Source organism: Corynebacterium sp. KPL2680, assembly GCF_040225675.1.
GTDB lineage: Bacteria > Actinomycetota > Actinomycetes > Mycobacteriales > Mycobacteriaceae > Corynebacterium > Corynebacterium rhinophilum.
Genome location: NZ_JBEHFM010000007.1, coordinates 76451 through 101318, shown reverse-complemented (window position 1 = coordinate 101318; position 24868 = coordinate 76451). Strand labels below are relative to the sequence as shown.

Below are 24868 nucleotides of genomic sequence, written 5' to 3'. Positions count from 1 at the left end.
TCATGCCGCATTTTCATCTAACACCACGTTTGCGTTGGGGACTGCACCTCGGCGCGGTAGCGACCGCGGGCATCGTTTTGAGTGCATGCAGCAATGGCACGGATGAGGATCAACCCGACTTTTCCGGCGATGGCGGCATGACCACCGTCGAAAGCACGACGGATACTGCAGCAGAAGAATCCTCGTCGGCGACAAAGTCTCCGGAAACTCAAGAGAAAGAACCACCCGTGGTGACGGTGACCGAAACCGAACAGGAGCAGGCACAGCCACCAAAAAACAATAACGGCGGCGGAAATGAACTCATCGACGGCTTGGGTGAATACGGCTGGACCGATGCCAATACTTATGCCAATTGCCACCGTTATGAACGCGTCGTCTTTGCCGGCAAAGGCCCAGACGGCAGGGCCATTATCTGTGAAAATCAGGGAAACGTCCTGACGTACCGCTCGACCATCTTTGGTGGCGAATTTACTGGGTCAATCATTGGCCAAGACGGCGGCAATTACTACGTGGATGCCACACCATCGACCATCGTTGTAACCCCCAGCGGGATTAGCGTGCGCGAAGGCGGCGGACTGGCCGCCACCGCGGACTTTACTCAATCCTGGCAACGTTAATCACTGGTAAGTGGTTAACGACGCCACAAGGAAATGGTTAGCGTTAACCTCAGGGGAGAGGTTAACGCGCCATAACGAGGTTAACGGGACTTTTTCTTATTGCGGTCCGCTGCTGCCGCCGCAGCCGCAGAAATCGAGTCATTGCGGTTCTTCAGCAGCTCAAGTGTCATCGCTTCGGCGTCCTCAGGAACGGTGGCGCCGAGGACGGCAAGGGCGGCATCAGCAAGCATGGCGGCAGTCTCCGGAACCGACTGGGCCGCGGCATAGGGAGGCGTGCCATCATTGGGGCGCATCTCGATGACCGACAGCGCGATGTGGAAGGGCAACTCGATGCGCGGATCCGCATCGCCCACAATGGCAGCGGCGGTGGTGCGGAAGTGGTTCTGCAGCCGCTCGCGGGAGCTGTGATACTCCGAAAACTCCGGCGAATTGGCCACCGGCAACTGGTACAACCGGCCGACGTTCCAACCGCTGGTGAGCAACAGGCGCGATTCCGCGGCGACCAACGACCACAGGCGCTGCTCGGGCTCGGCATCAGAATCCACCAGCTCATCGGCTAACTCCAGCGAGGGCTCAATGGTGGAATTTAGCAGCGCGAGGAAAATCTCCGTCTTGGAGGGAAAGTGGTAGTACAGCGATGCCTGCCGGATGCCCACCGCGTCCGCGATCTGGTGGGTCGACGTCGTGGCAAAGCCCTGGGTGGTAAATAACTCTGAGGAGGCGTCCAAAATCTCTTCCCGGGCGCTATTGCCTCTGCGGCGGGGGCTATGTTTACGCGGCCTACCTACGTTTCCTGACATGCGGCGGACGCCTCCTTTCTCTCAGCAGAAAATGCTTTTACTCAACAACTCTACAGCCCTGCAGCCCGCCGGCGCGGACCGCATGCGTAGCCACAAAAACTTTGTGGCGATTCTAATGTGCGCCATCCGCGGTGCGTTGGGAGATGGACTCGAAGGTCGCAGATACCATGCGGCAGGCCGTGCCATAAGCCGTGCGCTCCAGCGGCGGGAGATCCTGCAGCGTGGATTCGCGGCCGTGCACGTTGTCGAACCAGCGCCGCATTTCTACCGAATACCCTGTGCGCCACGCAAGATCCAAGGTCTCTGCGTCCTCCGCGGTGAGCATCCCGCGCTCTTGGCCAATGGCAAGGCGATCGACCGTGGGGCGCGGGCCCGGTGCCGCCCACCGTGCAATGGCGGCGATGGGGGACAACAACATGGACTTAATGTCCACGGCCGCGCTGCGATCGGGCAAACCGCCGACGCGCTGAAGCAACGGCGGACGCTGGGACAACGCCTCCTCCAGCAAAGCTTGCTCGCCGCCGCGGCCTAAAGGCAGACCGGCATCGACGCGCGCTGCCATGGAATCGGCTGCTTGGTGCGCCTCTAGACCCACATCGCGAAAGACGGACTCCAAGTCGCTGTCTTCTCCCATCCACTCGATGGGCATGCTGGGAAGCTGATCCCCGCGCGCCGCCGCGCCGGTCAACCGGATATCCGCGTCCACGCCTGGTGCGCGCACGATGTCCGTCAGCAGCCGCGAAAACCAGTTTGCTAATTCAATCTCATCGTCTTGGTGTGCTACCGCATTGCGCAAGACATCTTGCGCCTCCGCCAATAAGCCGCGAGCAGTTGCCCGGGATTGGCAATGGGGAGCAAGCTCCGAAAGATCGAGAAGGGATTGATGCAGGGCCATACAGTCACTGCCTTTCACTCATTGCAAAGCGGTGCGCATCTAAAAATTGTGCGGCGCAGGATTGCTATAAATGTAACACTTATGCGATATCGCAGTAGCGCTCGGGGGAGCGTGCGGCGGGTGCCGCCGAGTAAGGGTGCTGTGGGAGTCCGTCGCGGAGCTTTGCTGCTGGTGCTCTCGCGGAGGTATGGCGTGTGTGCGGTGTAGCGCGAATTTAGGCTACTAAAACGACTTTCGCCGCCTCACCTCGAAAGGCGGGGCGGCGAAAGTTTATGGATCTTTTACCGTGTCACACTTGCCAGCGGCAAAAGTGCGCTGTTGATACCCAGCTACTGTTTAGCGGGTGGTGAACGGCAGGAGAGCCATTTCGCGTGCGTTCTTGACTGCGGTAGCAACCTGACGCTGCTGCTGCGGGGTCAAGCCGGTGACGCGACGGGAACGGATCTTGTGGCGATCCGAGATGAATAGACGCAGAGTCTTGGTGTCCTTGTAGTCCACCTTCTCAATGCCCTCAGCCTTCAAAGGGTTCTTCTTCGGGCGACGGCTCTGCTCCATACGGAACTTCTTTTGGTTATTGCGCTTATTAGCCATTGTGCAATTACCCCTTTACCAGCTGGACTTGCGAACGCCCGGCAGCTCACCACGGTGAGCCATGCCGCGCATACGGACACGGGACAGGCCGAACTTGCGGAGGTAACCGCGTGGGCGGCCATCGGCTGCGTCGCGGTTACGAACGCGGGCTGGGGAAGCGTCACGAGGCTGGCGGTTCAGCTCGAACTGAGCCTCCAAACGCTCCTCATCCGGGGTGTTCGGGTTCTTGATGATCTTCTTGAGCTCAGCGCGACGCTCCGCGTAGCGGGCGACGATTTCCTTGCGCTGCTCGTTCTTAGCGATCTTGGACTTCTTAGCCATGAATTATCGCTCCTCGCGGAATTCGACGTGCTTGCGGGCGATCGGATCGAACTTCTTCAGGGAGATGCGATCCGGGTTATTGCGCTTGTTCTTACGGGTCACGTAGGTGTAACCGGTGCCCGCAGTGGACTTCAGCTTGATGATTGGGCGAATATCGTTACGTGCCATACTTAAATCTTCTCCCCACGTGCGCGGATCTTGGCAACAACGGACTCGATGCCGTCGCGGTCAATGATCTTCATACCCTTGGTGGAAACATTCAGAGTAATGGTACGGCCCTCAGAGGGCAGGTAGTAGCGACGACGCTGCACGTTGGGGTTCCAACGGCGCGAAGTGCGGCGGTGCGAGTGCGAGACCTGCTTGCCGAATTCCGGCTTGCGGCCCGTTACCTGGCAAATAGCCGACATGGGTCTTCTTTCTCCTAGCCGCCCACATCGTGGCTATAAACGACTACGTGCCGACTGCCGTGTGAGGGTGGCAGTGCTCAAAAAGTGAGGTGTGAGCAGGTGCGGCATCGTCGTCAAAAACCAGTAGACGGGGCGTAATACGTATATTTTGACAACAGCAAGAGCAAATCTTACAGCCTTACTCGCGATATACCTAATCGCTGCTGCGATGCCCCTACGTATAAAGGTGTCGGCTTTCTGCCGATGATCAAGCGACAGCGCCCAAAGCATTGGGGAGGTATGAGACCTTACTATAACGAAAGGGGCGCATATGTGTGCCTGTGGCGACTGTGGTTGCCACAGGCGAGCAATTTCGTATATATGGCCGTGGAATGTAGGATAATTCAGGTTATCGGCCGGCGCGCTTTGTGGCGCCGGGCGAGCTGTAACTGTACATCCCAACTCGGGCACGATCCGTACCGGCATAGCAATCCAGTGTGCGGAACCGACCCGTAGTCCAACCCTGAGGGAATATATATGAAGAAAGACATCCACCCGGATTACCACCCAGTGGTCTTCCGTGATGCTGGTACCGGTCACTCCTTTTTGACCAAGTCCACCGCTACCTCTTCTCGCACCGTTGAGTGGGAAGACGGCAACGAGTACCCGCTCATCGTCGTTGACGTTACTGCTGAGTCCCACCCGTTCTGGACTGGTGCACAGCGCGTTATGGATACCGCTGGCCGTGTCGAGCGCTTCAACCAGCGCTTCGGTGCCATGGCTCGCCGCAAGAAGAAGAACGCGTAAGGAGAAGAAGAGAAAATGGCAACTCCTAAGTTTAAGAAGTCCCGTGCGAATACCCACGCACGTCGTTCCCAGTGGAAGGCTGACAACGTCGCCCTCCAGGAAGTCACCATTGACGGTCAGACCGTGCGCATCCCGCGCCGTCTGGTCAAGGCCGCTAAGCTCGGCCTGGTTGACGTAGAGCAGTTCTAAGCCTGCTTTCATCCTCGCCCCCTCCCGGTTGCTTATTAGTGACTGCGAGGGGGTTGCGATGTTTTAGACCCGCTTAGATTCTAGGGGGCATCAAAAAGCACCTGCAGGCCCGGGGTGGGCGGCAGGTGGTGCGGGGAACGCGCAGCCACAGTGCGTTCTCCTAAGCCGAAGGCCTATGCCTCGAGGGCGGCCTTGCGCTCCTCGGTGAGGCGGACTTCTTCCTTATTAATAAAGAGGAAGATGGCCAAAACGAGGATGGTAAAGAGCAGGAAGACCATGAAGGTGACATTCCAACCGGCGTACTTGACCAGGTAGCCCACACCGGTCGAGGCGAGCGTGGCACCGAGCAGGTAGCCGAAAAGCCCCGTAAAACCGGAAGCGGTACTTGCCACATTGCGCGGGGAGAGGTCGAGGGCCTGCAAACCGATGAGGCCAACCGGACCGTAGATGAAGGCACCGATGAGTGCGATGAAGGTAACCATAACCGCGAACGGGGTGCCCACTGGTGCCAGCCAGTAGCCGGCGATGGACAAGCCCGTAGCCAAGATAAAGATCAAGATGACCTTAGAGCGGTTGCCGTGGAAGAGCTTATCGGACATCCAGCCGCAGAGAATGGTGCCCAGGAGGCCTGCGAGCTCGAAGGCGCCGAAGGCGATCAAACCGGAATTGATGTTCATGTGGTGGACTTCGGCGAGGTACGTCGTAATCCAGTTGAGCACGCCGTAGCGCAGTGCGTAAACAAATACATTGGCAATGGCCAGGAGCACAATGATGCGGTTGCGCAGGACGTATTTGAAAATCAGGTCCTTGGTAGAAATTCCATCGCCTTCTTGCCGCCTGATGTCTGCAACCTTGGCAGGATCATCGCGCCATTCATCGACCGTCGGCAGTCCTTCTGAAGGCGGATTATCGCGGATGAGCAGGAAGGCTAAGGCTGCGATGATCAGCGCCGCGACGGCGGGGAACCAAAAGGCTACCTGCCATTGATTGCCGGTCATCGCCAAGCCGACGCCTACCAGCAGCGGTAGTACGCCTGCGCCCACATTGTGCGAGGTATTCTACAGCGATCCTTTCCAACCGCGCTCGGATGTGGAGAACCACTGCACGATGACGCGGCCGCATGGCGGGTGCCCCATGCCTTGGAACCAACCATTGAGGAACATGACGGTGGCAAAGACGCCGACGGATGCTGAGACCCACGGGACGAAGCCGACTATCAGGTTCATCAGTGCGGATAGACTCAGTCCGATGGGCAGGAAGTAACGCGCATTGGACTGGTCCGCGAGCATGGCGGAAAAGAATTTGGATAAGCCATAAGAAATCAACACGGCGTTACTAATGATGCCGATTGCAGGCTTGTCGATGCTCCCGTTATCTTCCAGCAGCAGCGGCGCGATCGTGGAGATGTTGTTGCGGATGAGGTAAAAGCCCGCGTAACCCAGGAAGATTCCCATGAAGACCTGGAAACGAAGGCGGGGGAATTTCTTATCAACGTCCTCTTTAGGTAATTGAGCGCGTGGGCGGGGAGATTTGAGCCATGTCAGCACTGCATACTCCTTGGGTTGGAAAGATTAAAAAGATTTAACTTAAGGTTAAAGTAAGGCTAACCTTAAGTTAAATATAAAAGTACGCTAACATAACTATGGATCGATTTTATTCCTCGGTGATTCTGTTCACAGCGGTGTGCCGCAGGATGGGAGGATGTCTAACGGGGTGATGGTGGAGTCGAGTGCGAACGTAAGGGAGGCGACAGGTGTGGTGAGTTTGACCAGCTTATTGCCTACAGTAACTTCACAGGAACTTCTAGTACGTTGGCAGAGTAGTTTAAGTTGTGACTAAGCGAAGCGAGGCATAGTGTTCCTATGAACATGAGGAATGATGACAACCGCGGTAATAATGGTCAGTCGCACGGTGTCCCGCAGGAACCCAACGGCGCGAACAATGGGCAGGCGCCGTATAACCAGCCGCGCGGAGGGCAACAGGATACTGGATCCGCGTATTCCAACGGAACCTATTCCCAAGGCTGGAACCAGCCGCGCATCAACGAGCAGGAGGCACAAGCCTCCCCACACGGTAACGAGGCGCCGCAGCACGCGCAGCACACCCCGCCCAGCAATCGCCTCTTTGGCGGCGCTCAGCCGGGTGCTACCCACGGGCAGCATGAAACTTCTAGCTTCGCTACCCAGCAAGGCGAGTATTCCCAGCAGGGGCCTGCGAATAATCAACCCGGCCAGCTGCCCGTGCCTGGGGTAACGCCATTGCCGCCGCAGCCAAAGCAGGAAAAGAAGATCGGGCTGGGTGCCGCGATGGCAATCGCTGCGGTAGCGGCAATCGCTGCAGGCTCCATTACCGGCGTGGTCGTGGGAAAGAATCAATCCAGCAGTGGCACGTCCGTGGTCAATGAGGCGCTCAATAGTAAACCGGCCGCCAACAGCATGGGCAAGGAGCCGGAGGAAGGCTCGGTGGAAGCGGTTTCTGCCAAGGTTTTGCCGGCCGTGGTATCCATTCAGACCGCTACTCGGACCTCGGCTGCGGAAGGTTCCGGTTCCATCATTTCTCCTGATGGTTATGTGTTGACCAACCACCACGTCATCGCCGGTGCAGAGCAGGGCGGCATTATGCAGGTGACCTTGAACGATGGCAGCAAGCACGAAGCCGATCTCGTGGCTTCCGATGCCAATACGGATGTTGCCATCATCAAGATCAAGGACGTGCACGACTTGCCACACCTCCAATTCGGTGACTCGGATGCGGTAGCGGTTGGCCAAGAGGTAGTCGCCGTCGGCTCGCCCCTCGGGCTTAATGCCACGGTGACCTCCGGCATCGTGTCCGCAAAGAACCGCCCGGTGCGCGCGTCTCAGCAGGGTGGCGAGTCCTCGCTTATCGATGCCATCCAGACCGACGCCGCCGTCAACCCCGGCAATTCCGGTGGTCCCTTGGTGGACATGGAGGGCAATATCGTTGGTATGAACTCGATGATTGCATCGTTGTCCGATAAAACCTCGGGTGAGGGCGGATCTATCGGCCTCGGGTTTGCCATTCCTTCCAACTTTGCCAAACGTATGGCTGATGAGCTCATCAATAAAGGTCATGTAACCCACCCCACCTTGGGGGTTAAGGTCTTGGCGCGCGATGACGGAAATGGCGCGCGCATTGCCGAGGTTGAGCCAGGGGGACCAGCGGATCAAGCAGGTTTGAAGCAAGGCGATATCGTCACCCGCGTCAATGACCGGCTGATTGAAAACGCCGATGCGCTTATCGCAGCCGCGCGTTCCCAGGACTTCGGTGCGACCGTCACCTTGGAAGTATCCGATGGACATTCGGATGACACTCGTCAGGTAGAGGTAACCCTGACAGGCGAGTAGATTAAAACGCAGCCCGCGCCGTGTCCGCATTGCGCCCCCGACGTTTCTTTGAAGGAGAAAAATGGCAGACTCCCAGCAAGACTTGACCGACTCCACCCGATTGGAGGATTCGGCTTCCACAGACGCTTTGCGGGATGTGGCGGAGCCGGATGATGCCTACCTTTTGGCCAGCGAGAAAGAAGACCGGGTGGCGGCGCCGCGTCGCGCGCTCGTTGTGATCGTCACGGATCACCCCGGCGAAAATTCAGATAGTACCTCCAAACTGGTTACTGAGCTTTTGGCAGAGGCGGATTTCCGCATCGATGGTTCGGTAGTTGTGCGCTCGAAGAAATCCAAGATCCGGCAGGCCATTGAAACTGGCGTCGTCGGCGGTGTAGATCTCGTACTCACCGTCGGCGGTACCGGAGTGGGCCCGCGCGATAAGACGCCGGAAGCTACCACTGGGGTCATCGACAAGATGGTGCCGGGCGTGGCCCAAGCCTTGCGCTCTTCTGGTCAGGCTTGCGGCGCGGTCGATGCGTGCGCATCCCGCGGAATTTCGGGCGTTTCTGGTTCCACCGTCGTGGTCAACCTTGCGCCGTCGCGCGCTGCCGTGCGCGACGGCATGGCCACGTTGACCCCGCTGGTCCACCACCTCGTGGATCAACTGCAAGAATCCAGCGTGCAATAACGCGAAGGAAAGGGGTGGAGATACTGCCATGACCTCGCAACCACGCCGACAGCGCAGGCGCGTATTCCGGCGATCAGATGCGCCGGAATATGACCGCAGCGCGGATCGCCCGGTAGGGCAGGACTTAGCTAGTGGGGAAGGCACCGATGCCCAGCGCATCGTCACTCTCGAGGATGCCGCAGCGGAAGGCGATGGCGCTCAGCCAGCCGAGCGCGGCGAAGAATTTTACCGCGAAAACCAGCCGCCGCACCACGGCTAATAGTCTGCTTATCCTTGTCGCGAGCCAAAAATGCTCAAGCAGTCATTACAAAAGCCCGTGGCCTCCTTCATTGCGAAGGTGGACACGGGCTTAACTGCTTCTTAGCAAGAATTAGTCGTCGTGGCGGCTGTGCTTGCCCTCAGAAGCAGTGGAGCCATCGGTGTCCTCGACCGCAGTGGCATCCCCAAGTGCCTTATCTGCGGCGGAGACAGCTCCCGCGTTCTGGGCCTGCAAGAGATCGCGGATTTCTGCCAAGAGTTCTTCCGAGGTTGGTGCCGGTGCCTCTGGGTCGACACCCTGGCGGCGCTTGGATGCTTCAGTGAGCTTGTTTAGCGGCATCACGATGAGGAAGTAGACCACTGCGGCGATGATCAGGAAGTTAATCGCTGCGGTAATGACGGCGCCAAAGTCTACGAGGGTGGACTTATTATCGGTGATTTGGAAGCCCAAACCATCGACTTCGGCGGAGCCAAAGGAGTTAATGATCGGCTGAATAATGGAATCCGTTACGGAGGTAACAATCGCCGTGAATGCGGAACCGATGATGACTGCGGTGGCAAGCTCGACCACGTTGCCGCGCATAATGAAGTCTTTAAAGCCCTTGAGCATGGGAGACGGAGAACCTTTCTGGGAATAGATAAGGATGGGTGTGAACCATGAGCAAGCGGGAATTTTAGTTCAAGCTAAAAGTACTCACAACTTGACGGACACGTGAATGCCACAACTCACTTGACGGATGTAGTGGTCAACCTTTGTGCAGGCATTTATGGTGAGGCATCTGCATCAACGGCTTGAGGCTGAGCGCGATCGCCCACGATGACCACGGTCAGCGGTTGGTTCAATGAGGCAGCGGCTACGTCATTGGCATGCTCATTAGGAAGTGCGAGCAAGACGGTGGCAGAAGAAACCTCGCCCTCCGCAGTGGTGGTGGAGACCACCCGGGCGCCGGAGGCGATGACGCGGGCGGTCGCGGGCTGGGAATCGGTGGCATCGCTTGCCGTGACGATATCGACGGTATCGCCGTGCTGCAGGTGGGGAATGATGTCAGGATCGGCAAGTTTTACAGGGATCATGCGGCCGGAACTTCCTTCCTTAGAACCGGCAGACCCCGATTCCGTGACGAGGCTAGACACCAACTCTTGGCCTAGGAGTCTCTGGCTGGTGACCACCTCACCCCTGCCCGCGGCGGCGGTGATGATGCGGCCGGCGAGATCGGAGGGGGCATCGGCAAGCGCGCTGCTAGGAATGGAAGAAGAAGGCAGGCGCTCGAGGGAGACATCGGAGGCGGAAAGCTCCGCACCGGCGGGCAGATCGTGGCTAAAGACCAGCACCTGCGGCAGTTCCTTCGCCCTGGAAATCGCGGAAACCAGTGCGGCAATGAGCAGGACCAGCGCGATGACGCGCCGCACGAGCACGCCGCGGCGGTGGCCAGGGGTGCGCAGGGTGCGAAGGAATTGAGAGATTCGCGGGGACGGAGAATAAGCCATGCACAATTAGACTGCGCTACTGCCTGCGCGGTTCCCGCCTAGGAAGAAAAGCGGTGGATTCCTGCGGCGGTAACCACGGCCTCGACCCGGCGATCGTGGGATGTGGCCGGGATAGAGTCAAGGAACTCGGTGGGGTAGACCATGGCGAGTACTGCGGGGTGGTTGCGCGGCATCGGGGAAAGCGCGCGGTCGTAGTACCCGCCGCCTTTGCCCAGGCGGTTTCCGGCGGCATCGATGGCCATGGCAGGGGCCAAAATCAGATCGCAACCGCACAGCACGCGGCTATCAAAACGCGGGCCGGCCGGCTCAGAAATACCCAATTGGCCGGGCTGCATGCTGTGCGGGCCCTTGTATTCTGCCCAGTTCAAGACGCCGTTACCGCAGGTGATGGGCAATAATACGCGGTCGACGCGGCGGGAAAGCCACGGGATGAAATCCGCCCCGCCCGGCTCTGAGCCCAGTGGCCAATAGGCAGCGACGCTCGATACACCGGCAAGCTCGGGTTCTAACTGCTCGCGCAAGGCAGTGGTCCATTCCGCGCGCTTATCGGCGGTGAGGCCGCGGCGCGCGCGAAGCAGGCGGGTGCGCAGTTGAGCTTTGATATCGCTGGAAGAAGGCATAAATAAATAATAGCGTCCGTGGCGTAGCGCTACACAGGAAAATAGTGCGCCGTTGTACCCTAAGATCCATGGCTAATGAACTCGAAGATTCCGCCACCGGAATCACCACGGTTGTAGTTCCTGCGGCTGGCATGGGCACCCGCTTTCTGCCCGCCACGAAAACCGTCCCCAAAGAATTGCTGCCCGTTGTGGATACTCCCGGCATCGAATTGATTGCTGAGGAGGCAGCCTCTGTGGGCGCGCGCCGCCTTGCGGTCATTACCGCACCCGAAAAGCAAGAAGTAATGCGCCATTTTGCGGAATTTCCGGATCTGGTAGAAACCTTAGATTCCCGCGGCAAGGATGAGCAGGTGGCCAAGGTCAACCGCGCCCACCAGCTCATTGAGCCCATCGCGGTAGAGCAAGAAAAGCCCTTGGGCTTGGGCCATGCCGTGGGGCTGGCGGAAGAAGTCCTGGCAGAGGACGAGGACTCTTTTGCCGTCATGCTGCCGGATGACATCGTGCTGCCGGCTACCGTCATGGCAGATATGGCGCGCGTTCGTGCTGAGCTTGGCGGTAGCGTGCTGTGCGCCTTTGCGGTGCCGCAGGAGCAGACGTTTAACTACGGCGTTTTTGACGTAGAAGATACTGACGCGCCGGGCGTGAAAAAGGTCGTCGGCATGGTGGAAAAGCCGGACCCAGAGGACGCACCGTCCAACCTGGTTGCTACGGGGCGCTACCTTTTGGACCGCAAGATCTTTGATGCGCTGCGCCGGATCGAACCGGGCAAGGGCGGGGAATTGCAGCTTACCGATGCCATCGAGCTGCTCATTGAAGAGGGCGAGCCCGTCCACGTGGTGGTCCACGAGGGCAAGCGCCACGATTTGGGCAACCCCGGTGGCTATATCCCAGCCAACGTGGACTTTGGCCTGCGCGATGAAAAATACGGCCCAGCGCTGTATAAAGCTATTAAACAAATCATGTCCGATTTCGAGGCGGAACAAGGCCTTAACTAATTACCTTGCACCGCGCGCACGTGCGTTGAGGGAAGCAAGGTAAGAGGGCAAGAAGAAAGGGCGGGCAGAGACCGTATGCGTTCAGTTGATGACCAGTTAGCGCTGGTTACTGATGCGGCGACGACCCCGGAGCCGGTGCGGATGAGCATTTCTAATGCGCTGGGGTTAATGTGCGCCGAGCAGGTGCAGGCCAATCAGCCCTTACCGGGCTTTCCCCAGGCGGCCATCGATGGTTATGCGGTACGCGCCGTTGATATCGGCGGCGAGCGCGGGCTGAAGGTCCGGCGCGCGAAGAATCAGGACCAAGACGGCAGCGAGGGGGAGGAGTCGGCTGAGCAGGCCGAGGACGCCGCCGCGCAGCCCGCCCCACCCGAGGTCGAGCGCTCCTTGCCCGTCGTGGGCGACGTTCCGGCCGGTTCGAAGCAGCCGCTGCGCCTGCAGCCCAAGCAAGCCGTGCGGGTCTATACGGGTGCTCCCTTGCCCACGCTTGCCGATGCCGTCCTGCCCCTCGAGTGGACCGACCGCGGACGCAAGCGCATCACGGCGCACCGGACGGTGCGCTCGGGCGACTTCGTCCGCCGCGTGGGCGATGATATTCAGCCCGGCGATGTCGCCGTATCCTCTGGCACCGTCCTTGGCCCAGCACAGATTGGCCTGCTGGCCGCCGTGGGCCGCTCCAAGGTGTTGGTTTATCCGCGCCCGCGCGTGACCATCGTGTCCTTTGGCCGCGAGCTCGTTGATGTGGACAAGGAACCGGGCCTAGGCCAAGTCTTTGATGTGAACTCGTATTCCTTGGCTGCCGCTGCAAAAGAAGCGGGGGCGGACGTGGTCCGCGTGGGCATTGCCGAAGGCGAACCCCGTCGCATCCGGGAAGTGCTAGAAACCCACATCACGCGCAGCGAGGCCCTCGTGATTACCGGTGCCGTTGGTGGCGCCGGTGCCGAGCAAATCCGCGAGATTTTGGCGGAAATTGGCGATATCGATACCTCCCGCGTGGCTATGCACCCAGGATCCGTGCAAGGTTTTGGGCTGGTAGGAGATGAACGCATCCCCACCTTCCTCCTTCCCTCGAACCCAGTATCGTCGCTGGTTATTTTCGAAATCTATATTCGACCCTTGATTCGCCTGGCCTTGGGCAAGCGCAATGCCCACCGCCGGGTGGTGCGTGCCCGCGCGCTCAACCACATTGATTCCCGCCCCGGACGCCGTGGTTTCATCCGTGCCCGCTTGATGCGCGATGCCGAGACCGCCGATTACTTGGTCGAGGGCCTTGGCGGTGCGACCGGCGCGCCGGCGCACCTTCTGGCCGGACTGTCAGAGGCTAATGCCATGATCCGCGTGCCGGAGGAAGTCACCGAGATCCGCCCGGGCGATGTTGTTGACGTCTTATTTCTGACCCAGCGCAGCTAATGCTTGACCCTTTCGGTACCGCCTCAGCCAAGCTGCGCCATCCAGTCACCGGGCCCACTGATGATCTGCATCCCGGTTGGCCGGAGGCGACGCCGACGGTGCAGCTTCCTTCCTCGGGGACACTGCCGTCTGGCGGGCGAATGCGGCTGAGACCCTTGCTGCGCTCGGATGGTCCCGAGTGGCGGCGCCAGCGCATTGAGGATGAACCATTGCTCCGGCCGGTGGAGCCTACCCAAGCGACCACCTGGGCACAAGCCCACAACTCGCAGGCCTGGTGGAATTACCTCATTTTTCTGCGCAACTCCGCGCGCGATGCGCAGGTAATCCCCTTGGCCATTGAGCTCGGGGGAAAATTCGTTGGCCAGGTAACACTTGGCAATATTCAGCATGGCAGCATCCGGGACTGTTGGATTGGCTATTGGGTGTATTCCGCCGTGCAGGGTGCCGGCGTCGCTACAGCGGCTACCGCCTTGGGAGTGGATCACGCCTTTGGGCGGGTAGGCCTGCACCGGGTGACTGCTACCTATTTGGAGCAAAATCCCGCTTCCGGGCGCGTGCTGGGGGCCAATGGATTTCGCGCCGAGGGGTATTTGCGCCGCAACCTGCATATCGATGGTGCTTGGCGGGATCACCATTTCGTGGCCCTGGTTAAGGAAGACTATTCCTCCACGGCGGTTGAGCGGCTGCGCCAAGCTGGGCGGTTGGTGTGAAAAACATGCGTAATTCCGGGTAATGCTTTCTCAATTTTCACATAAGTAACAACATTGTAATTTGCGGCTTCTGTGGCCCCTAAAGTGCGGTTGTGGCGATTAGAGTGGAGTAAATCATTTGCACTCCAAGGGAAGGTCCTTAAGTCGTGTCCACAGCTGTGCCAGTTATTGCAATCATCGTGGTGTGGCTCTTCGTTCTCGCGCCGTGGCTCTTGGGCAGGAGCAATCGCCCGATGAGCCACACCGGAGAGGCCTTTGAGGATACCCGCGTGCTCTTTTCCGGCGATTCCGGCAATGTCGCCGGCCGCCGCCGCCCGCGCTTGCGGGCTGACGATGTCCACCGCAGTGCTGCGGATGAAGACCAAGACTACGAGGTCGTACCCGCTTCCACTGAGGGCTCAGACCGCGAGGTAGACGTCGATGACGTGCTGATTGAGGATGAAGCAGAGGACCGCGCTTCCCGCGCACAGTCGCGGACCATCGCCGGTGCTGCCCGCCGTGCCCGGGCACAACCCTTTGGCGTGGGTGGCCGCGCATTCCGCTCTGCCACCGACGAGGACAGGGCGGACGCGCACGATGAACACTCCGCCCCAGTTGAAGACGCTGCAGAGACCATCGAGGGTGAAGTCATTGAGGAATCGGCGACTCCGGTCGCGTCTGCTGACACTGCTGATACCACCACCGCCGCCGATAGCGCGCGCACGTCAAGCGCTTCTGACGATCCAGATGCGGATACAGATGATGCCGATGATGTTTTGCTTGCTGATGAGCGCGCCGACGGGGAAGAAGGTGGTGCAAAGCGCAAGCGCCGCCGCGGCGGTGTGGTTGCCAATTCCACCGAGTCTTTCACTGCGCCGGTGGCAGCGGACATTGCTGAGGACGCGTACGACTACGACGAGACTTATACTTCCCCGGTAGACCTGATGTATCCGGGTGCGGTAGATCCCGCCCCAGTCATTGATGCAGAAGAACCGGATACCGCAGAGACAGAGCACGATGGTGTACTAGAGGAATCGGCCGAAGTAGATGAGTACGGTGCACATGGCGCTGAGGACGCGGCGCTGAATACTGATCTTTCTGAGGACGAGGTGGCATTTGCTCAGCGCCGCCTTGGCCGCGGCGGCTGGGACCCAGTGGCGGATAAGGAAAAGTCCGCCACTCGCTATCAACGCCGACAGCGCACGCTCATTGGCCTAGCCATCGCCGTGGTCCTCACCGTGGCCCTCGGCATTGTGGCTGGCGGATGGACCTGGTGGCTGGCAGGTATCGTCGGCGTTCTGACCGGCATCTATCTGGTGGCGTTGCGCGCACAAGTCCGCCAAGAGCAAGCACTCTTGCGCCGCCGCGTAAAGCACCTGCGCCGGGCGCGGTTGGGCGTTCACAATACCGATGATGAGGCGTTGAAGATCCCCCGCAACCTGCGCCGTCCGGGTGCGGTCGTCGTCGAAATCGACGATGAAAGCCCCGACTTTGAGCACCTTCCCTTAAGCTACAGCGACGATGAAGACGGTGACTTTGATGGCCCACACGCCGGGCCCGATGGGGTAGGTCGCCGCGATGACCTGGCCGCTCGCCGCGCGGGTTAATTAGCCCGCTGCGCCTGGCTTCCGTGGAGCTTTTCGGTTTCCTCCGGCCATACGCCGGAGGTGGCCCGGCGGTGGGAGCCTAAGAGGTGGGTATCGACCATGCCGATGGCCTCCATGAGCGCAAAGCAGGTCACCGGCCCCACGAACTTAAAACCGGCCTTCTTTAATTCCCGCGACATGGCCTGCGACTCGGGGCTCTTTTTCGGGATATCCTCCATGACCTCGGGATAGATATTTTCTGCGGGCTGAAAGCTCCAAATGAAATCCGCTAGGCCGCCATTTTCGCGCAGTTTAATGGTGGCCTTCGCGTTATTGATGGTGGCGCGGATCTTGGGCTCGTTGCGGATAATGGAGGCATCGGCAAGCAAGTGCTCCACCTCGGCCTCACCGAATTCCGCAACCTTGTCCGGATCAAAGTGGCAAAAGGCCTCGCGGAAGGCGGGGCGCTTTTTTAATACCACGGCCCAGGACAGCCCAGACTGGAAGGACTCCAAGCTCAGGCGCTCAAACAGTCCGGCCTCATCCCTAATGGGAAGGCCCCATTCGGTGTCGTAATAATTCGTTAGCAGCGACGATGTCACGGCCCACGGCGTGCGGGCTATACCGTTTTCGTCGTACGCTAGCGGGGTTCGTTCTTCGGTAGTGGTTTCAGTATCCATGGGAGGTTCTCCTGTTGCTGTGTAGTGCCTATTTTCCTTGTCTTTTCCATTGAAGCAGCGATGGCGGGCGAGGCGCAGTGTGTACCTAGCTAGTTGGTGAAATTGCGAGCTCAGCGGGTGGGGCAGTGGCGTCTTCGCGTTGGGGTGGGCATTCGATGTAGTCTATTGACCATGAATAGACCTGCCGTTCGCGATGCCGCGTTGTTGCTTTTTCGGTTGGTCCTCGGACTCATTTTTATCGCGCACGGCGTGGACAAGATGTTCATGGACGGAATGGATGAGACTGTGGGGCAGTTTTCTGCCCTCGGCATCCCGCAGCCACAGATTGCCGGTTATGCCGCCGCAATCGGGGAAATGGTAGGCGGCGCCTTCCTCGTCATTGGTCTGTTGACCACTTTTGCCGCTGCGGCGCTGGCCGTGGACATGGTGGGCGCGCTGTACTTCGTGCACTGGGGCAATGGCCTCTTTGCTGGCGACGGTGGCATCGAGTACCCCTTGGTGCTGTGCATGTCACTGCTGATGATCGTTATTTTTGGTTCTGGCCGGGCGAGCTTGGATAGGGCGTTAAGCAATGTTGACGCATAGCCAAGTGCAAGCGGCGATTTCCGCCCAGCTGGATGGGGAAGAAGCGGAGCTTTCCGCTGACGTCATCGACGCTCACCTAGAACACTGCGCGGAGTGCCGAGCATTCCGCGATAAGGCAGCGGCGCTATCGCGTTCCTTAAGCTTCGTGGAACCGGCGGATTCCGGCATGGCGCCGCCGACCGACCTTTCTGAGGTAATCCTCGCAGGGGTAGAACCGGAGTGGAAGCGGGCCTCGAGCGCCAGGCAGGCCAACCTCACGGTGGCGCGCATCGCTTTGGTGGTCATGGGACTTGTCTTTGCGGTGTGGGCCATCGTGCAGGTGGTACGCGCCTCCGGCCTGGTACCGATGGGCGCAGAGGGTTCGGTGCTGGACCCCGCGGCCGATCCAGAGCGCGCCAACCTGCTGATGGAAGGCGCGGCCGTGCGCTTTGGCATGGCGTGTGGCCTGCTGTGGAGCGCGTGGCGCCCAGCGTCTGTGACCGGGCTGTTCCCGGTATCCGCCACGATGTTTGCGTTTCTTTTTGGCTTTGGCGTGCGCGATATTGCGCTGGGGACCGTCACCCTGGAGCAGGTCTATTTGCTCATCGCTACCGCGCTATCGACCCTGAGCCTGGCCTGGGCGTGGGCGGCCGAGAAGGGCTACCTGGTGCGCGCGTGGTGGAAATCCCTGAACGCGCAGCCGCACTAAGTGGATCGGGTTTCTGCGAGCTATTTCCAGCTGGGCAGCCACATCATGGATTGGTACCACGATTCCGGGATGATGAAGCCGTACAAGATGGGCGCGAAGTAGAAGAACATCGCGACCACCAGCGCGAGGTAGCAGGCGGCGGCAAATGTTCCCCGCCGCATCGTGCCGCCAGCGATGCGCGTTATCCATCGCCACCTTATGGGCTTACCGCGCCCGACCATTTGGCCCAGTATGAGGGCAAGCAGCACGATGACGAAGGGGATAAACGCGGTGGCATAAAAGAAGTACATCTGCCGGTCAAAGGCCGCGAGCCACGGCAGGAATCCGGCCGCGAAGCCCACGAGGGGAATGAGGAAGGCGCGGTTGCGGCGGATGATAAGGGACCACAGCCCCCAAAGCACCGCGGGGACCACCAGCCACCAGATCGCCGGGGTACCAAAGAGGTAGAGCATCTTGCGGCATTCGCCACCGCCGCTGCATTCCAGATCCGTGCTGGAGTAGTACAAAATGGGCCGGGCCCCGGCCAGCCATGCCCACGGCTTGGAATCCCACGGGTGGTGGTGGCCACCGGAAGAGGTCAAGCTGGCGTGAAAATCTAATACGGATAAGTGGTAATAAAACCAGCCGGCCACAGATTCTGGTAAGTGCATGAGCCAGGAGTCTTCCCCGATGGTCCCATCCACCTTGGCGTGCCGGTAGACCGCGGTTTCTGAGGCAAACCACGCGCGCCAGCTCCACACATAAATGAGCACGGGCACGGCCACCAGAGAAGCGAGGGCCGCGGGAGTATCGCGGATGAGCGTGCCCACGATATAGCGGCGAATGCCATACTTGCGGCGCAGTGAGAGATCACTAAAGACGCAGAGCAACCCGAAAAACATGATGTAGTACAGCCCAGACCACTTCACGGCGAGCGATAGTCCTAGGAAGACGCCGGCGGTAAAGCGCCACCACCGGAAGCCAAAGCGCGGTCCGAATGGGGAGGTGCCCATCCCGTCGTTCAACAGGGCTTGGTGGAGGCGCTCGCGCATTTGTTGATGATCGTGGGCAAGCGCCCACGCAGCGGCGACGATAAAAAAGACCTGGAAGATATCCAGCATGCCGAATTTTGCGGAGACCAAGAGGACGCCATCGCACACGGCTAAAATGCCGGCAAAGGTAGCCACCTGCCAGGAAAAGGACAACCGGCGAGCCAGCGCCATGGTCATCAGGACGGTGCCGACGCCGAAGAGGGCCGTCATCAAGCGCCAGCCCAGCGGGGTATAACCAAAGACCCATTCTGAAAAGGCAATGATCTGCTTTCCCAGCGGCGGGTGAACCACGAGTCCAAAGCCCGGGTTGGTCTCGATGCCGCCGATGACTAAGTTATCCCAGCTTTTGACCATGTCCCAGGCTTGGGGCACATAGTGCTTTTCATCGAAGACGGGTGTGCCCTGGGACACCGGTGCGGTAAGCCCCACGAACCGGGTAATCAGCGCGAGAACGGCGATGATGCCTGTGCTTATCCAATCGGCCTTGCCCCACGTGTAGGTACGCGGTGCCGGTGGCATCACGCGGTTATGTGGGGTGCGCGGTGAGCTAGCGGGGGCAGCGGTAGCAATAGTCACGAAGAAGAGTTTAGGCGACGAGCCTGCGCGCGGGCGCATAGGAGAATGTGGAATGCTAGAGGCATGTCAGCTTTAGGTCTGGAACCACTTCCGCGCGGCGTTATCCTTGCCGCCACGCCCTTGGGAAATGTCGGTGATGCTTCGGCGCGCCTGATGCAGGCATTGGCGCATGCGGATGTCATCGCTGCCGAAGATACCCGCCGCGTGCGCAACCTGGCGCAGGCCCTGGGTATCGAGATGTCCGGATCCGTGGTATCCAACTTCGACCACAATGAACAGGCGCGTGCGCAGCAGCTTATCGATGCCGCCCAGCACGGCACCGTCCTCGTGGTCACCGACGCCGGCATGCCGATCATCTCCGATCCGGGCCTGTCACTGGTGGCCGCGGCCGCCGAAAGAGATATTCCCGTGACGTGTTTCCCGGGCCCCTCAGCGGTGCCCACGGCGCTTGCCTTGTCTGGCCTGGGCGTGGGCCACTTCCTCTTCGATGCATTCCCTCCGCGCAAGCCCGGTCCGCGAAAGGCATGGCTGGAATCGCTGCGCAATGAAAAACGCGCCATCGTGTTTTTTGAATCGCCCCACCGCATCGCCGAGACGCTTGCCGATGCCGCCCAGGTTCTCGGCGGCGATCGACTCGCCGCGGTCTGCCGCGAGCTGACCAAGACGTACGAGGAAGTGCGCCGCGGCTCGTTAGCTGAGCTGGCCGAATGGGCGAGCGAGGGAGTCAAGGGCGAAATTACCGTGGTCATCGAAGGCGGAACCGGCGCTGCCGTGACCGCCGCTGACCTTGTCCCGCAGGCCTTGGAGTTGGCCGCGGCCGGCATGCGCTTGAAGGACGCGTGCAAGCAGGCCGCCAAGGGGACTGGGGTGTCGAATCGGGAGTTATACGATGCCGCGTTGGATGCCCGCTGACGGTCTGCTAATTGAACACTTGTTGAGCTGTCCGCAGGTTATTTCTATGCAGCGTATAAAACGTCACAATTAGTCGTGCTAACAGGTGGTTTCATGCTTTTATATATGTTATCGAATCGTTATATTTCTCGGGCGTGTGACGCCTAAAAGCTGTCTACGTGGGGATATGCAGCCTATGGGCGTACAGGAAGCCTTAAGGAAATACCCAAAAATGTGCGTAAGCTGGGGTTTTGTTAACAAAACGGTTTGAAAAATTGGGGTCGCGCCGCCACTGTAGAGAGCATGACTAATACTGAAAATAACGGCACTGGTGTGCCCGAAGAAGGAAAGGGGTCCGGTGAAGCGCCTGCTGGGACCACCTCTACTGCTTCGAGTGATCAGCCGATTGAGGATTATCAAACGGTAGAAGAGGCACTGGACGAGCAGACGGCGACGAGCCAGATCCAGGACATGATCAACTCTGAGGGGTTCCACCCCGAAGAGTATGACGATCCGGAAATCGAAATCGCCGCAGACCGCGATAATATCCCGATTGACTGGACCATCATGGGGATTGCGGGTGTGCTCGTTGCCGCCATCGTTATCTGGGGCCTTGCCGCACCGGATAACTTCGCGGACTTTTCTTCCGCGGCCCTGACGTGGGTCGTCGATAAGTTCGGTTGGGCCTACGTGCTCTTTGGCACCGTCTTCGTGGCCTTCGTTATCTTCATCGCTTCCTCCAAGTTTGGCTCCATCAGGTTGGGCCATATTAATGAGGAACCGGAATTTTCCACGCCTTCGTGGATTGCCATGATGTTCGCTGCCGGTATGGGCATCGGCCTGATGTTCTACGGCGCTTCCGAGCCGCTCGCGAACTACCGCGACGGCACTCCCGGCCGGGGAACGGAAAACGTGGGATCGTCCATGGCCTATGCCATGTTCCACTGGACGCTGCACCCCTGGGCTGTGTACGCCATCGTTGGTTTGGCTATCGCGTACTCCACCTACCGCATCGGCCGCAAGCAGCTGCTGAGCCAGGCCTTCGTCCCGCTCATCGGCGAGCGCCGGGCCAACGGCGGATTGGGCAAATTCATTGACATCCTGTCCATCTTCGCCACCGTCTTCGGCACCGCCTGCTCCCTGGGCCTTGGCGCGCTGCAGATCCAGGCTGGCCTGGAGGCATCCGGCATCATCGATAACCCAACCCAGTCCGTGGTTATCGGTATTGTCTTGGTCCTGACCCTGGCCTTCTTGTTGTCCGCGCTCTCCGGTGTGGGCAAGGGCATTCAGTACGTGTCCAATGCCAACATGGTCTTGGCTGCGGTGCTGGCCATCTTCGTCTTCATCTTGGGCCCAACGGTGACCATCCTGAACCAGGTTCCAGGATCCATCGGTAACTACTTCAACTACTTCACCGAGATGATCGGCCGTACCGCAGAATCCGAAAACGGCACCGCCGGCGAGTGGCTGTCTGGCTACACCATCTTCTACTGGGCATGGTGGGTTTCTTGGTCCCCGTTCGTGGGCATGTTCTTGGCGCGCATTTCCCGCGGCCGTTCCGTCCGCGAGTTCTGCCTAGGCGTCCTGCTCATCCCAGCCGGCGTTTCCACACTGTGGTTCGCCATCTTCGGCGGCACCGCAATCCACATGGAGCAAAACGGCGAATCCATCACCGGCGAATCCGCCGAGGTAGAGCTGTTTAATCTCCTGCACAACCTGCCTGGTGGCTTCATTGCCGGCGTCGTCGCCGTCATCTTGCTGTCCACCTTCTTCATTACCTCCGCGGACTCCGCTTCCACCGTGATGGGTTCGATGACCCAAAACGGTGCCGCAACCGCGAAGCCGTGGCTCTCCGCCATGTGGGGTGCCCTGACCGCAGCCGTTGGCCTCACCCTGCTTTTGGTCAATGAGGACGCGCTGTCCAACCTGCAGAACGTCACCATCGTGGCGGCGCTGCCGTTCTTGTTTATCGTCATTGGCTTGATGTTCGCCATCTACAAGGACTTGAGCCAGGACATCATTTACCTCGAGTACCGCGAGGCGCAGCAGTTCCAGCGCAAGATGGCCCGCGAGCGCCGCTTGCACCGCGACTACCAGCGCACGCAGGTGCTCAAGAAGCGCCGCAACGAGCGTTTGAAGAACCCGATGAAGCGCAAGTAGATAGACCATCTACCGCCTTCGGTAGCAGCGCCCGCCGCTTTCCCAGAGTTGGGAGGGAGGCGGGCGTTTTTCGGTCGGAGAGGTAATGTGCCCTCAACGTGTGTTCATGCAGGTGCTTCGATAAACTGGACTCCATGACTGAGTCTTTAGTAGTAAATGTTGCCTGGCCATATGCCAATGGCCCGCGCCACATCGGTCACGTGGCTGGCTTTGGCGTTCCCTCTGACGTATTCGCTCGCTTCCAGCGAATGCGTGGCCGCAACGTACTCATGGTCTCCGGTACGGATGAGCACGGCACCCCGTTGCTGGTCCAGGCCGATAAGGAAGGCGTATCCGTTCGCGAACTCGCGGATCGCTATAACCGTCAGATCGTCAACGATCTGGCTAACCTCGGCTTGTCGTATGACCTTTTTACCCGTACCACCACCCGTAATCACTACTCGGTGGTGCAGGAGCTGTTCAAGGGTCTCAATGAGAACGGCTACATGCTGAAGGAGACTACCAAGGGGGCAATCTCTCCGTCCACCGGCCGCACGCTGCCGGACCGCTATATCGAGGGCACGTGCCCCATTTGCGGCGCGGATGGCGCCCGCGGTGACCAGTGCGATAACTGCGGCAACCAGCTGGACCCAGTAGACCTCATTGACCCGGTATCCAAGATCAACGGCGAAACGCCGCAGTTCGTGGAGACCGAGCACTTCCTGCTGGATTTGCCATCTCTTAAGGACGAGCTGCAAAAGTGGCTTTCCACCCGCGAGGATTGGCGCCCCAACGTGCTGAAATTCTCCCTGAACCTGCTGGAGGATATGCGCCCGCGCACCATGACCCGCGATATTGACTGGGGCATTCCCATTCCGGTGGACGGCTGGCAGGACAATAACGCGAAGAAGCTATACGTGTGGTTCGATGCCGTCGTGGGCTACCTGTCCGCTTCCATCGAGTGGGCGCACCGCACCGGCCAGCCGGAGGCATGGAAGGAATTTTGGCAGGACCCAGAAACCCGCCACTATTACTTCCAGGGCAAGGACAATATCACCTTCCACTCGCAGATCTGGCCGGCGGAATTGCTGGGCTATGCCGGAAAGGGTGCCAAGGGCGGCGAGCTGCACCAGTACGGTGAGTTGGACCTGCCAACGGAAATCGTCTCCTCGGAATACTTGACGATGTCCGGCTCCAAGTTCTCCTCGTCCAAGGGCGTGGTGATCTACGTTAAGGACTTCCTGGCGGAGTTCGGTCCGGATCCGCTGCGTTACTTCATTGCCGTGGCTGGCCCGGAAAACAACGACGCGGACTTTACGTGGGATGAATTCGTGCGCCGCGTCAATAACGAACTTGCCAATGGCTGGGGCAACTTGGTTAACCGCACCGTATCCATGGCGCACAAGAACTTTGGCGAGGTTCCGGTTCCAGCGGCCCTGGAGGAGCGCGACGAGGCCATTTTGCAGCTGGCGGAGGAGACCTTTAACACCGCCGGTAACCTGCTGGAGCAATCCAAGTTCAAGCAGGCCATTGTCTCCATCATGCACGTGGTGGGCGAGGCGAATGCCTATATCGCCTCCCAAGAGCCATGGAAGCTGGCCAAGGATGAAACCCAGCGTGAGCGCCTAGCCACCGTCTTGTGGACCGCCCTGCAGGTTGTGTCTGACTGCAATGTCATGCTCACCCCATTCCTGCCATTTACCGCGCAAAAGGTGCACGAGACTCTGGGCCGCACGGGCGAATGGGCCGCGCAGCCTGAGGTGCGCGAGGTCAAGGATGATATCCCGGTTGAGCTCGTAGGTGCGGGGCTTCCCCCAGAAAACCACGAATATCCTGTCATTATGGGTGACTACACCCAGCAGCAGGCCAAGTGGGAGCGCATCCAGGTGGCACCGGGTACTACCTTGGCAAAGCCGAAGCCGCTTATTTCCAAGCTGGATCCAGAGCTCGGCGAAACCGGCCCGGAATGGGCGCCGGTGGTGAACTAGCGCGGTAGCACCCCGCTAGATATACAAAGCGCGGTGGCCAGTCCCAATGAAAGGGAAGGCCACCGCGCTTTTGTTATGCCTTTAAGGTTCTGCCTAGTGCTGGAAATCGCGCTGCAGATGAACCAAACCTAGGCGCACGCCGTCCTTGGTGTGGATATTGGGCATGCGGCCGGTTTCTGTGAACCCAAACTTCTTGTGCAGCGCAATGGAACCGGCATTGGTATCCACGATGTAGGTAATCATGGTTTCGATATAGGGATCGTCGGCGGCGATGTCCATGAGGGCATCGAGAAGCTCGGAGCCTACGCCCTGGCCTTGGGCTGCGGGGGAGATGTATACGGAATCTTCGACGGTGCCGTAGTAGATGGCGGGCGTGACGAATTGAAAGTAGGCGGCCCAGCCGATGATTTCATCATCGTCTACGGCAACGAGCACAGGCGAGCCCGCCTTGGCCATGTCTTTTAGCCAATCCTCGCGGTCAGAAACCTCTTCTTGCCAGGTGATGAGGTTATTGGCCGGTTTAGCGGCGGAGGCGGCGTTGTAGATGGCGGAAATCGAGGGGGCATCGGCAAGCTCAGCGGGGCGAATATGCATCAAAAGTCC

The 24868-nt window shown here is 59.5% G+C and carries 27 protein-coding genes and 1 pseudogene; 15 read left to right on the top strand and 13 right to left on the bottom strand.

Going from position 1 to position 24868, the window contains the following annotated elements:
* Nucleotides 1-2 precede the first annotated feature (2 nt).
* Entirely contained in the window at nt 3-617 is a 615-nt protein-coding gene (locus ABRP66_RS05310; protein WP_284783445.1) for a hypothetical protein, read from the top strand.
* Nucleotides 618-697: 80 nt separating this feature from the next.
* Here ABRP66_RS05310 and ABRP66_RS05305 read toward each other — a convergent pair whose 3' ends face one another.
* The 6 genes from ABRP66_RS05305 to rpmB all read right to left on the bottom strand — a co-directional run bounded on the left by ABRP66_RS05305 (nt 698) and on the right by rpmB (nt 3631).
* On the bottom strand, nt 698-1417 hold the full coding sequence (locus tag ABRP66_RS05305) for a TetR/AcrR family transcriptional regulator (RefSeq protein WP_284770610.1): 720 nt from the start codon (nt 1415-1417) through the stop codon (nt 698-700).
* Between the two features lie 112 nt (nt 1418-1529).
* The gene (locus ABRP66_RS05300) at nt 1530-2312 is read right to left on the bottom strand and encodes a putative nucleotidyltransferase substrate binding domain-containing protein (RefSeq protein WP_284783446.1); all 783 of its coding nucleotides are present in this window, start codon (nt 2310-2312) and stop codon (nt 1530-1532) included.
* A gap of 336 nt (nt 2313-2648) precedes the next feature.
* Entirely contained in the window at nt 2649-2903 is a 255-nt protein-coding gene (gene rpsR, locus ABRP66_RS05295; RefSeq protein ID WP_005279904.1) for a 30S ribosomal protein S18, read from the bottom strand.
* Nucleotides 2904-2918: 15 nt separating this feature from the next.
* Nucleotides 2919-3224: a 30S ribosomal protein S14 gene (rpsN, locus tag ABRP66_RS05290; protein WP_005279906.1), complete on the bottom strand. Its 306-nt coding sequence runs from the start codon at nt 3222-3224 to the stop codon at nt 2919-2921.
* A 3-nt stretch (nt 3225-3227) separates the two neighbouring features.
* Nucleotides 3228-3392: a 50S ribosomal protein L33 gene (gene rpmG, locus ABRP66_RS05285; protein ID WP_023025964.1), complete on the bottom strand. Its 165-nt coding sequence runs from the start codon at nt 3390-3392 to the stop codon at nt 3228-3230.
* A gap of 2 nt (nt 3393-3394) precedes the next feature.
* Entirely contained in the window at nt 3395-3631 is a 237-nt protein-coding gene (gene rpmB / locus ABRP66_RS05280; RefSeq protein WP_005279911.1) for a 50S ribosomal protein L28, read from the bottom strand.
* 516 nt (nt 3632-4147) lie between these two features.
* Between rpmB and ABRP66_RS05275 the strand changes: the two genes are divergently transcribed.
* Both ABRP66_RS05275 and rpmF read left to right on the top strand, forming a co-directional pair.
* Nucleotides 4148-4417, top strand: coding sequence for a type B 50S ribosomal protein L31 (locus ABRP66_RS05275; RefSeq protein ID WP_005279912.1), 270 nt, complete (start codon nt 4148-4150; stop codon nt 4415-4417).
* Between the two features lie 15 nt (nt 4418-4432).
* Complete coding sequence (rpmF, locus tag ABRP66_RS05270) at nt 4433-4606, top strand: 50S ribosomal protein L32 (protein WP_005279913.1); 174 nt, start codon at nt 4433-4435, stop codon at nt 4604-4606.
* 173 nt (nt 4607-4779) lie between these two features.
* Here rpmF and ABRP66_RS05265 read toward each other — a convergent pair.
* Nucleotides 4780-6153: pseudogene (locus ABRP66_RS05265) on the bottom strand (MFS transporter).
* 315 nt (nt 6154-6468) lie between these two features.
* On the opposite strand from ABRP66_RS05265, the gene ABRP66_RS05260 reads away from it, so the two are divergent.
* The 3 genes from ABRP66_RS05260 (at nt 6469) to ABRP66_RS05250 (ending at nt 8900) form a co-directional block, all read left to right on the top strand.
* The gene (locus ABRP66_RS05260; RefSeq protein WP_349838420.1) at nt 6469-7971 is read left to right on the top strand and encodes a S1C family serine protease; all 1503 of its coding nucleotides are present in this window, start codon (nt 6469-6471) and stop codon (nt 7969-7971) included.
* Nucleotides 7972-8032: 61 nt separating this feature from the next.
* Entirely contained in the window at nt 8033-8641 is a 609-nt protein-coding gene (locus tag ABRP66_RS05255) for a MogA/MoaB family molybdenum cofactor biosynthesis protein (protein WP_023025969.1), read from the top strand.
* A 28-nt stretch (nt 8642-8669) separates the two neighbouring features.
* Nucleotides 8670-8900, top strand: a complete 231-nt coding sequence (locus ABRP66_RS05250) for a hypothetical protein (RefSeq protein WP_284851804.1) — start codon at nt 8670-8672, stop codon at nt 8898-8900.
* Nucleotides 8901-9011: 111 nt separating this feature from the next.
* Here the strand turns inward: ABRP66_RS05250 and mscL are convergent, their stop codons facing one another.
* The 3 genes from mscL to ABRP66_RS05235 form a co-directional block, all read right to left on the bottom strand.
* The gene (gene mscL, locus ABRP66_RS05245; protein ID WP_284783451.1) at nt 9012-9509 is read right to left on the bottom strand and encodes a large-conductance mechanosensitive channel protein MscL; all 498 of its coding nucleotides are present in this window, start codon (nt 9507-9509) and stop codon (nt 9012-9014) included.
* Nucleotides 9510-9664: 155 nt separating this feature from the next.
* Nucleotides 9665-10387 (bottom strand): SAF domain-containing protein, encoded by a 723-nt coding sequence (locus ABRP66_RS05240; RefSeq protein ID WP_349838419.1) that lies wholly within the window; start codon nt 10385-10387, stop codon nt 9665-9667.
* A 38-nt stretch (nt 10388-10425) separates the two neighbouring features.
* Nucleotides 10426-11007, bottom strand: a complete 582-nt coding sequence (locus ABRP66_RS05235) for a 5-formyltetrahydrofolate cyclo-ligase (RefSeq protein WP_349838418.1) — start codon at nt 11005-11007, stop codon at nt 10426-10428.
* A gap of 68 nt (nt 11008-11075) precedes the next feature.
* On the opposite strand from ABRP66_RS05235, the gene ABRP66_RS05230 reads away from it, so the two are divergent.
* The 4 genes from ABRP66_RS05230 to sepX all read left to right on the top strand — a co-directional run bounded on the left by ABRP66_RS05230 (nt 11076) and on the right by sepX (nt 15708).
* Nucleotides 11076-12002, top strand: a complete 927-nt coding sequence (locus ABRP66_RS05230; RefSeq protein ID WP_284770618.1) for a UTP--glucose-1-phosphate uridylyltransferase — start codon at nt 11076-11078, stop codon at nt 12000-12002.
* Nucleotides 12003-12077: 75 nt separating this feature from the next.
* Nucleotides 12078-13412, top strand: a complete 1335-nt coding sequence (gene glp, locus ABRP66_RS05225) for a molybdotransferase-like divisome protein Glp (protein WP_349838417.1) — start codon at nt 12078-12080, stop codon at nt 13410-13412.
* Nucleotides 13412-14122: a GNAT family N-acetyltransferase gene (locus ABRP66_RS05220; RefSeq protein ID WP_284783460.1), complete on the top strand. Its 711-nt coding sequence runs from the start codon at nt 13412-13414 to the stop codon at nt 14120-14122. The genes glp and ABRP66_RS05220 overlap by 1 nt, the downstream gene beginning before the upstream one ends.
* Nucleotides 14123-14268: 146 nt before the next feature.
* Nucleotides 14269-15708 carry a divisome protein SepX/GlpR gene (gene sepX / locus ABRP66_RS05215; protein WP_502879907.1) on the top strand — a complete coding sequence of 480 codons (1440 nt, stop codon included), beginning with the start codon at nt 14269-14271 and terminating at the stop codon, nt 15706-15708.
* Here sepX and ABRP66_RS05210 read toward each other — a convergent pair.
* Nucleotides 15705-16367 (bottom strand): DNA-3-methyladenine glycosylase I, encoded by a 663-nt coding sequence (locus ABRP66_RS05210; protein WP_284770622.1) that lies wholly within the window; start codon nt 16365-16367, stop codon nt 15705-15707. The genes sepX and ABRP66_RS05210 overlap by 4 nt on opposite strands.
* Nucleotides 16368-16538: 171 nt before the next feature.
* On the opposite strand from ABRP66_RS05210, the gene ABRP66_RS05205 reads away from it, so the two are divergent.
* Together ABRP66_RS05205 and ABRP66_RS05200 are read left to right on the top strand one after the other, a co-directional pair.
* The gene (locus ABRP66_RS05205) at nt 16539-16952 is read left to right on the top strand and encodes a DoxX family protein (RefSeq protein WP_239269179.1); all 414 of its coding nucleotides are present in this window, start codon (nt 16539-16541) and stop codon (nt 16950-16952) included.
* The gene (locus ABRP66_RS05200; protein ID WP_284785413.1) at nt 16939-17640 is read left to right on the top strand and encodes a zf-HC2 domain-containing protein; all 702 of its coding nucleotides are present in this window, start codon (nt 16939-16941) and stop codon (nt 17638-17640) included. The genes ABRP66_RS05205 and ABRP66_RS05200 overlap by 14 nt, the downstream gene beginning before the upstream one ends.
* 20 nt (nt 17641-17660) lie before the next feature.
* Here the strand turns inward: ABRP66_RS05200 and pmt are convergent, their stop codons facing one another.
* Nucleotides 17661-19286 (bottom strand): protein O-mannosyltransferase, encoded by a 1626-nt coding sequence (gene pmt, locus ABRP66_RS05195; protein ID WP_502879906.1) that lies wholly within the window; start codon nt 19284-19286, stop codon nt 17661-17663.
* 24 nt (nt 19287-19310) lie between these two features.
* Between pmt and rsmI the strand changes: the two genes are divergently transcribed.
* From rsmI to metG, 3 genes are all read left to right on the top strand, one after another.
* Complete coding sequence (rsmI, locus tag ABRP66_RS05190; protein ID WP_284783467.1) at nt 19311-20159, top strand: 16S rRNA (cytidine(1402)-2'-O)-methyltransferase; 849 nt, start codon at nt 19311-19313, stop codon at nt 20157-20159.
* Between the two features lie 282 nt (nt 20160-20441).
* Entirely contained in the window at nt 20442-22298 is a 1857-nt protein-coding gene (locus ABRP66_RS05185; RefSeq protein ID WP_284853818.1) for a BCCT family transporter, read from the top strand.
* Between the two features lie 134 nt (nt 22299-22432).
* A complete protein-coding gene (gene metG / locus ABRP66_RS05180; protein ID WP_284770626.1) occupies nt 22433-24265 on the top strand; it encodes a methionine--tRNA ligase in 1833 nt (610 codons plus the stop codon).
* 93 nt (nt 24266-24358) lie between these two features.
* Here the strand turns inward: metG and ABRP66_RS05175 are convergent, their stop codons facing one another.
* Nucleotides 24359-24859, bottom strand: coding sequence for a GNAT family N-acetyltransferase (locus ABRP66_RS05175; RefSeq protein WP_284783720.1), 501 nt, complete (start codon nt 24857-24859; stop codon nt 24359-24361).
* Nucleotides 24860-24868: the final 9 nt, after the last annotated feature.

Bases quoted from the DNA above. Each gene is read 5' to 3' on its own strand.
- ABRP66_RS05255 (WP_023025969.1), top strand. From the start codon at position 8,033: ATGGCAGACTCCCAGCAAGACTTGACCGACTCCACCCGATTGGAGGAT.
- rpsN (WP_005279906.1), bottom strand. From the start codon at position 3,224: ATGGCTAAGAAGTCCAAGATCGCTAAGAACGAGCAGCGCAAGGAAATC.
- ABRP66_RS05220 (WP_284783460.1), top strand. From the start codon at position 13,412: ATGCTTGACCCTTTCGGTACCGCCTCAGCCAAGCTGCGCCATCCAGTC.
- rpmB (WP_005279911.1), bottom strand. From the start codon at position 3,631: ATGTCGGCTATTTGCCAGGTAACGGGCCGCAAGCCGGAATTCGGCAAG.
- ABRP66_RS05185 (WP_284853818.1), top strand. From the start codon at position 20,442: ATGACTAATACTGAAAATAACGGCACTGGTGTGCCCGAAGAAGGAAAG.
- ABRP66_RS05210 (WP_284770622.1), bottom strand. From the start codon at position 16,367: ATGGATACTGAAACCACTACCGAAGAACGAACCCCGCTAGCGTACGAC.
- ABRP66_RS05200 (WP_284785413.1), top strand. From the start codon at position 16,939: ATGTTGACGCATAGCCAAGTGCAAGCGGCGATTTCCGCCCAGCTGGAT.
- ABRP66_RS05260 (WP_349838420.1), top strand. From the start codon at position 6,469: ATGAACATGAGGAATGATGACAACCGCGGTAATAATGGTCAGTCGCAC.
- ABRP66_RS05305 (WP_284770610.1), bottom strand. From the start codon at position 1,417: ATGTCAGGAAACGTAGGTAGGCCGCGTAAACATAGCCCCCGCCGCAGA.
- rsmI (WP_284783467.1), top strand. From the start codon at position 19,311: ATGTCAGCTTTAGGTCTGGAACCACTTCCGCGCGGCGTTATCCTTGCC.
- ABRP66_RS05230 (WP_284770618.1), top strand. From the start codon at position 11,076: ATGGCTAATGAACTCGAAGATTCCGCCACCGGAATCACCACGGTTGTA.
- ABRP66_RS05250 (WP_284851804.1), top strand. From the start codon at position 8,670: ATGACCTCGCAACCACGCCGACAGCGCAGGCGCGTATTCCGGCGATCA.
- rpmF (WP_005279913.1), top strand. From the start codon at position 4,433: ATGGCAACTCCTAAGTTTAAGAAGTCCCGTGCGAATACCCACGCACGT.
- mscL (WP_284783451.1), bottom strand. From the start codon at position 9,509: ATGCTCAAGGGCTTTAAAGACTTCATTATGCGCGGCAACGTGGTCGAG.
- glp (WP_349838417.1), top strand. From the start codon at position 12,078: ATGCGTTCAGTTGATGACCAGTTAGCGCTGGTTACTGATGCGGCGACG.
- ABRP66_RS05275 (WP_005279912.1), top strand. From the start codon at position 4,148: ATGAAGAAAGACATCCACCCGGATTACCACCCAGTGGTCTTCCGTGAT.
- pmt (WP_502879906.1), bottom strand. From the start codon at position 19,286: ATGCGCCCGCGCGCAGGCTCGTCGCCTAAACTCTTCTTCGTGACTATT.
- rpsR (WP_005279904.1), bottom strand. From the start codon at position 2,903: ATGGCTAATAAGCGCAATAACCAAAAGAAGTTCCGTATGGAGCAGAGC.
- rpmG (WP_023025964.1), bottom strand. From the start codon at position 3,392: ATGGCACGTAACGATATTCGCCCAATCATCAAGCTGAAGTCCACTGCG.
- metG (WP_284770626.1), top strand. From the start codon at position 22,433: ATGACTGAGTCTTTAGTAGTAAATGTTGCCTGGCCATATGCCAATGGC.
- ABRP66_RS05240 (WP_349838419.1), bottom strand. From the start codon at position 10,387: ATGGCTTATTCTCCGTCCCCGCGAATCTCTCAATTCCTTCGCACCCTG.
- ABRP66_RS05310 (WP_284783445.1), top strand. From the start codon at position 3: ATGCCGCATTTTCATCTAACACCACGTTTGCGTTGGGGACTGCACCTC.
- ABRP66_RS05300 (WP_284783446.1), bottom strand. From the start codon at position 2,312: ATGGCCCTGCATCAATCCCTTCTCGATCTTTCGGAGCTTGCTCCCCAT.
- ABRP66_RS05205 (WP_239269179.1), top strand. From the start codon at position 16,539: ATGAATAGACCTGCCGTTCGCGATGCCGCGTTGTTGCTTTTTCGGTTG.
- ABRP66_RS05235 (WP_349838418.1), bottom strand. From the start codon at position 11,007: ATGCCTTCTTCCAGCGATATCAAAGCTCAACTGCGCACCCGCCTGCTT.
- ABRP66_RS05175 (WP_284783720.1), bottom strand. From the start codon at position 24,859: ATGCATATTCGCCCCGCTGAGCTTGCCGATGCCCCCTCGATTTCCGCC.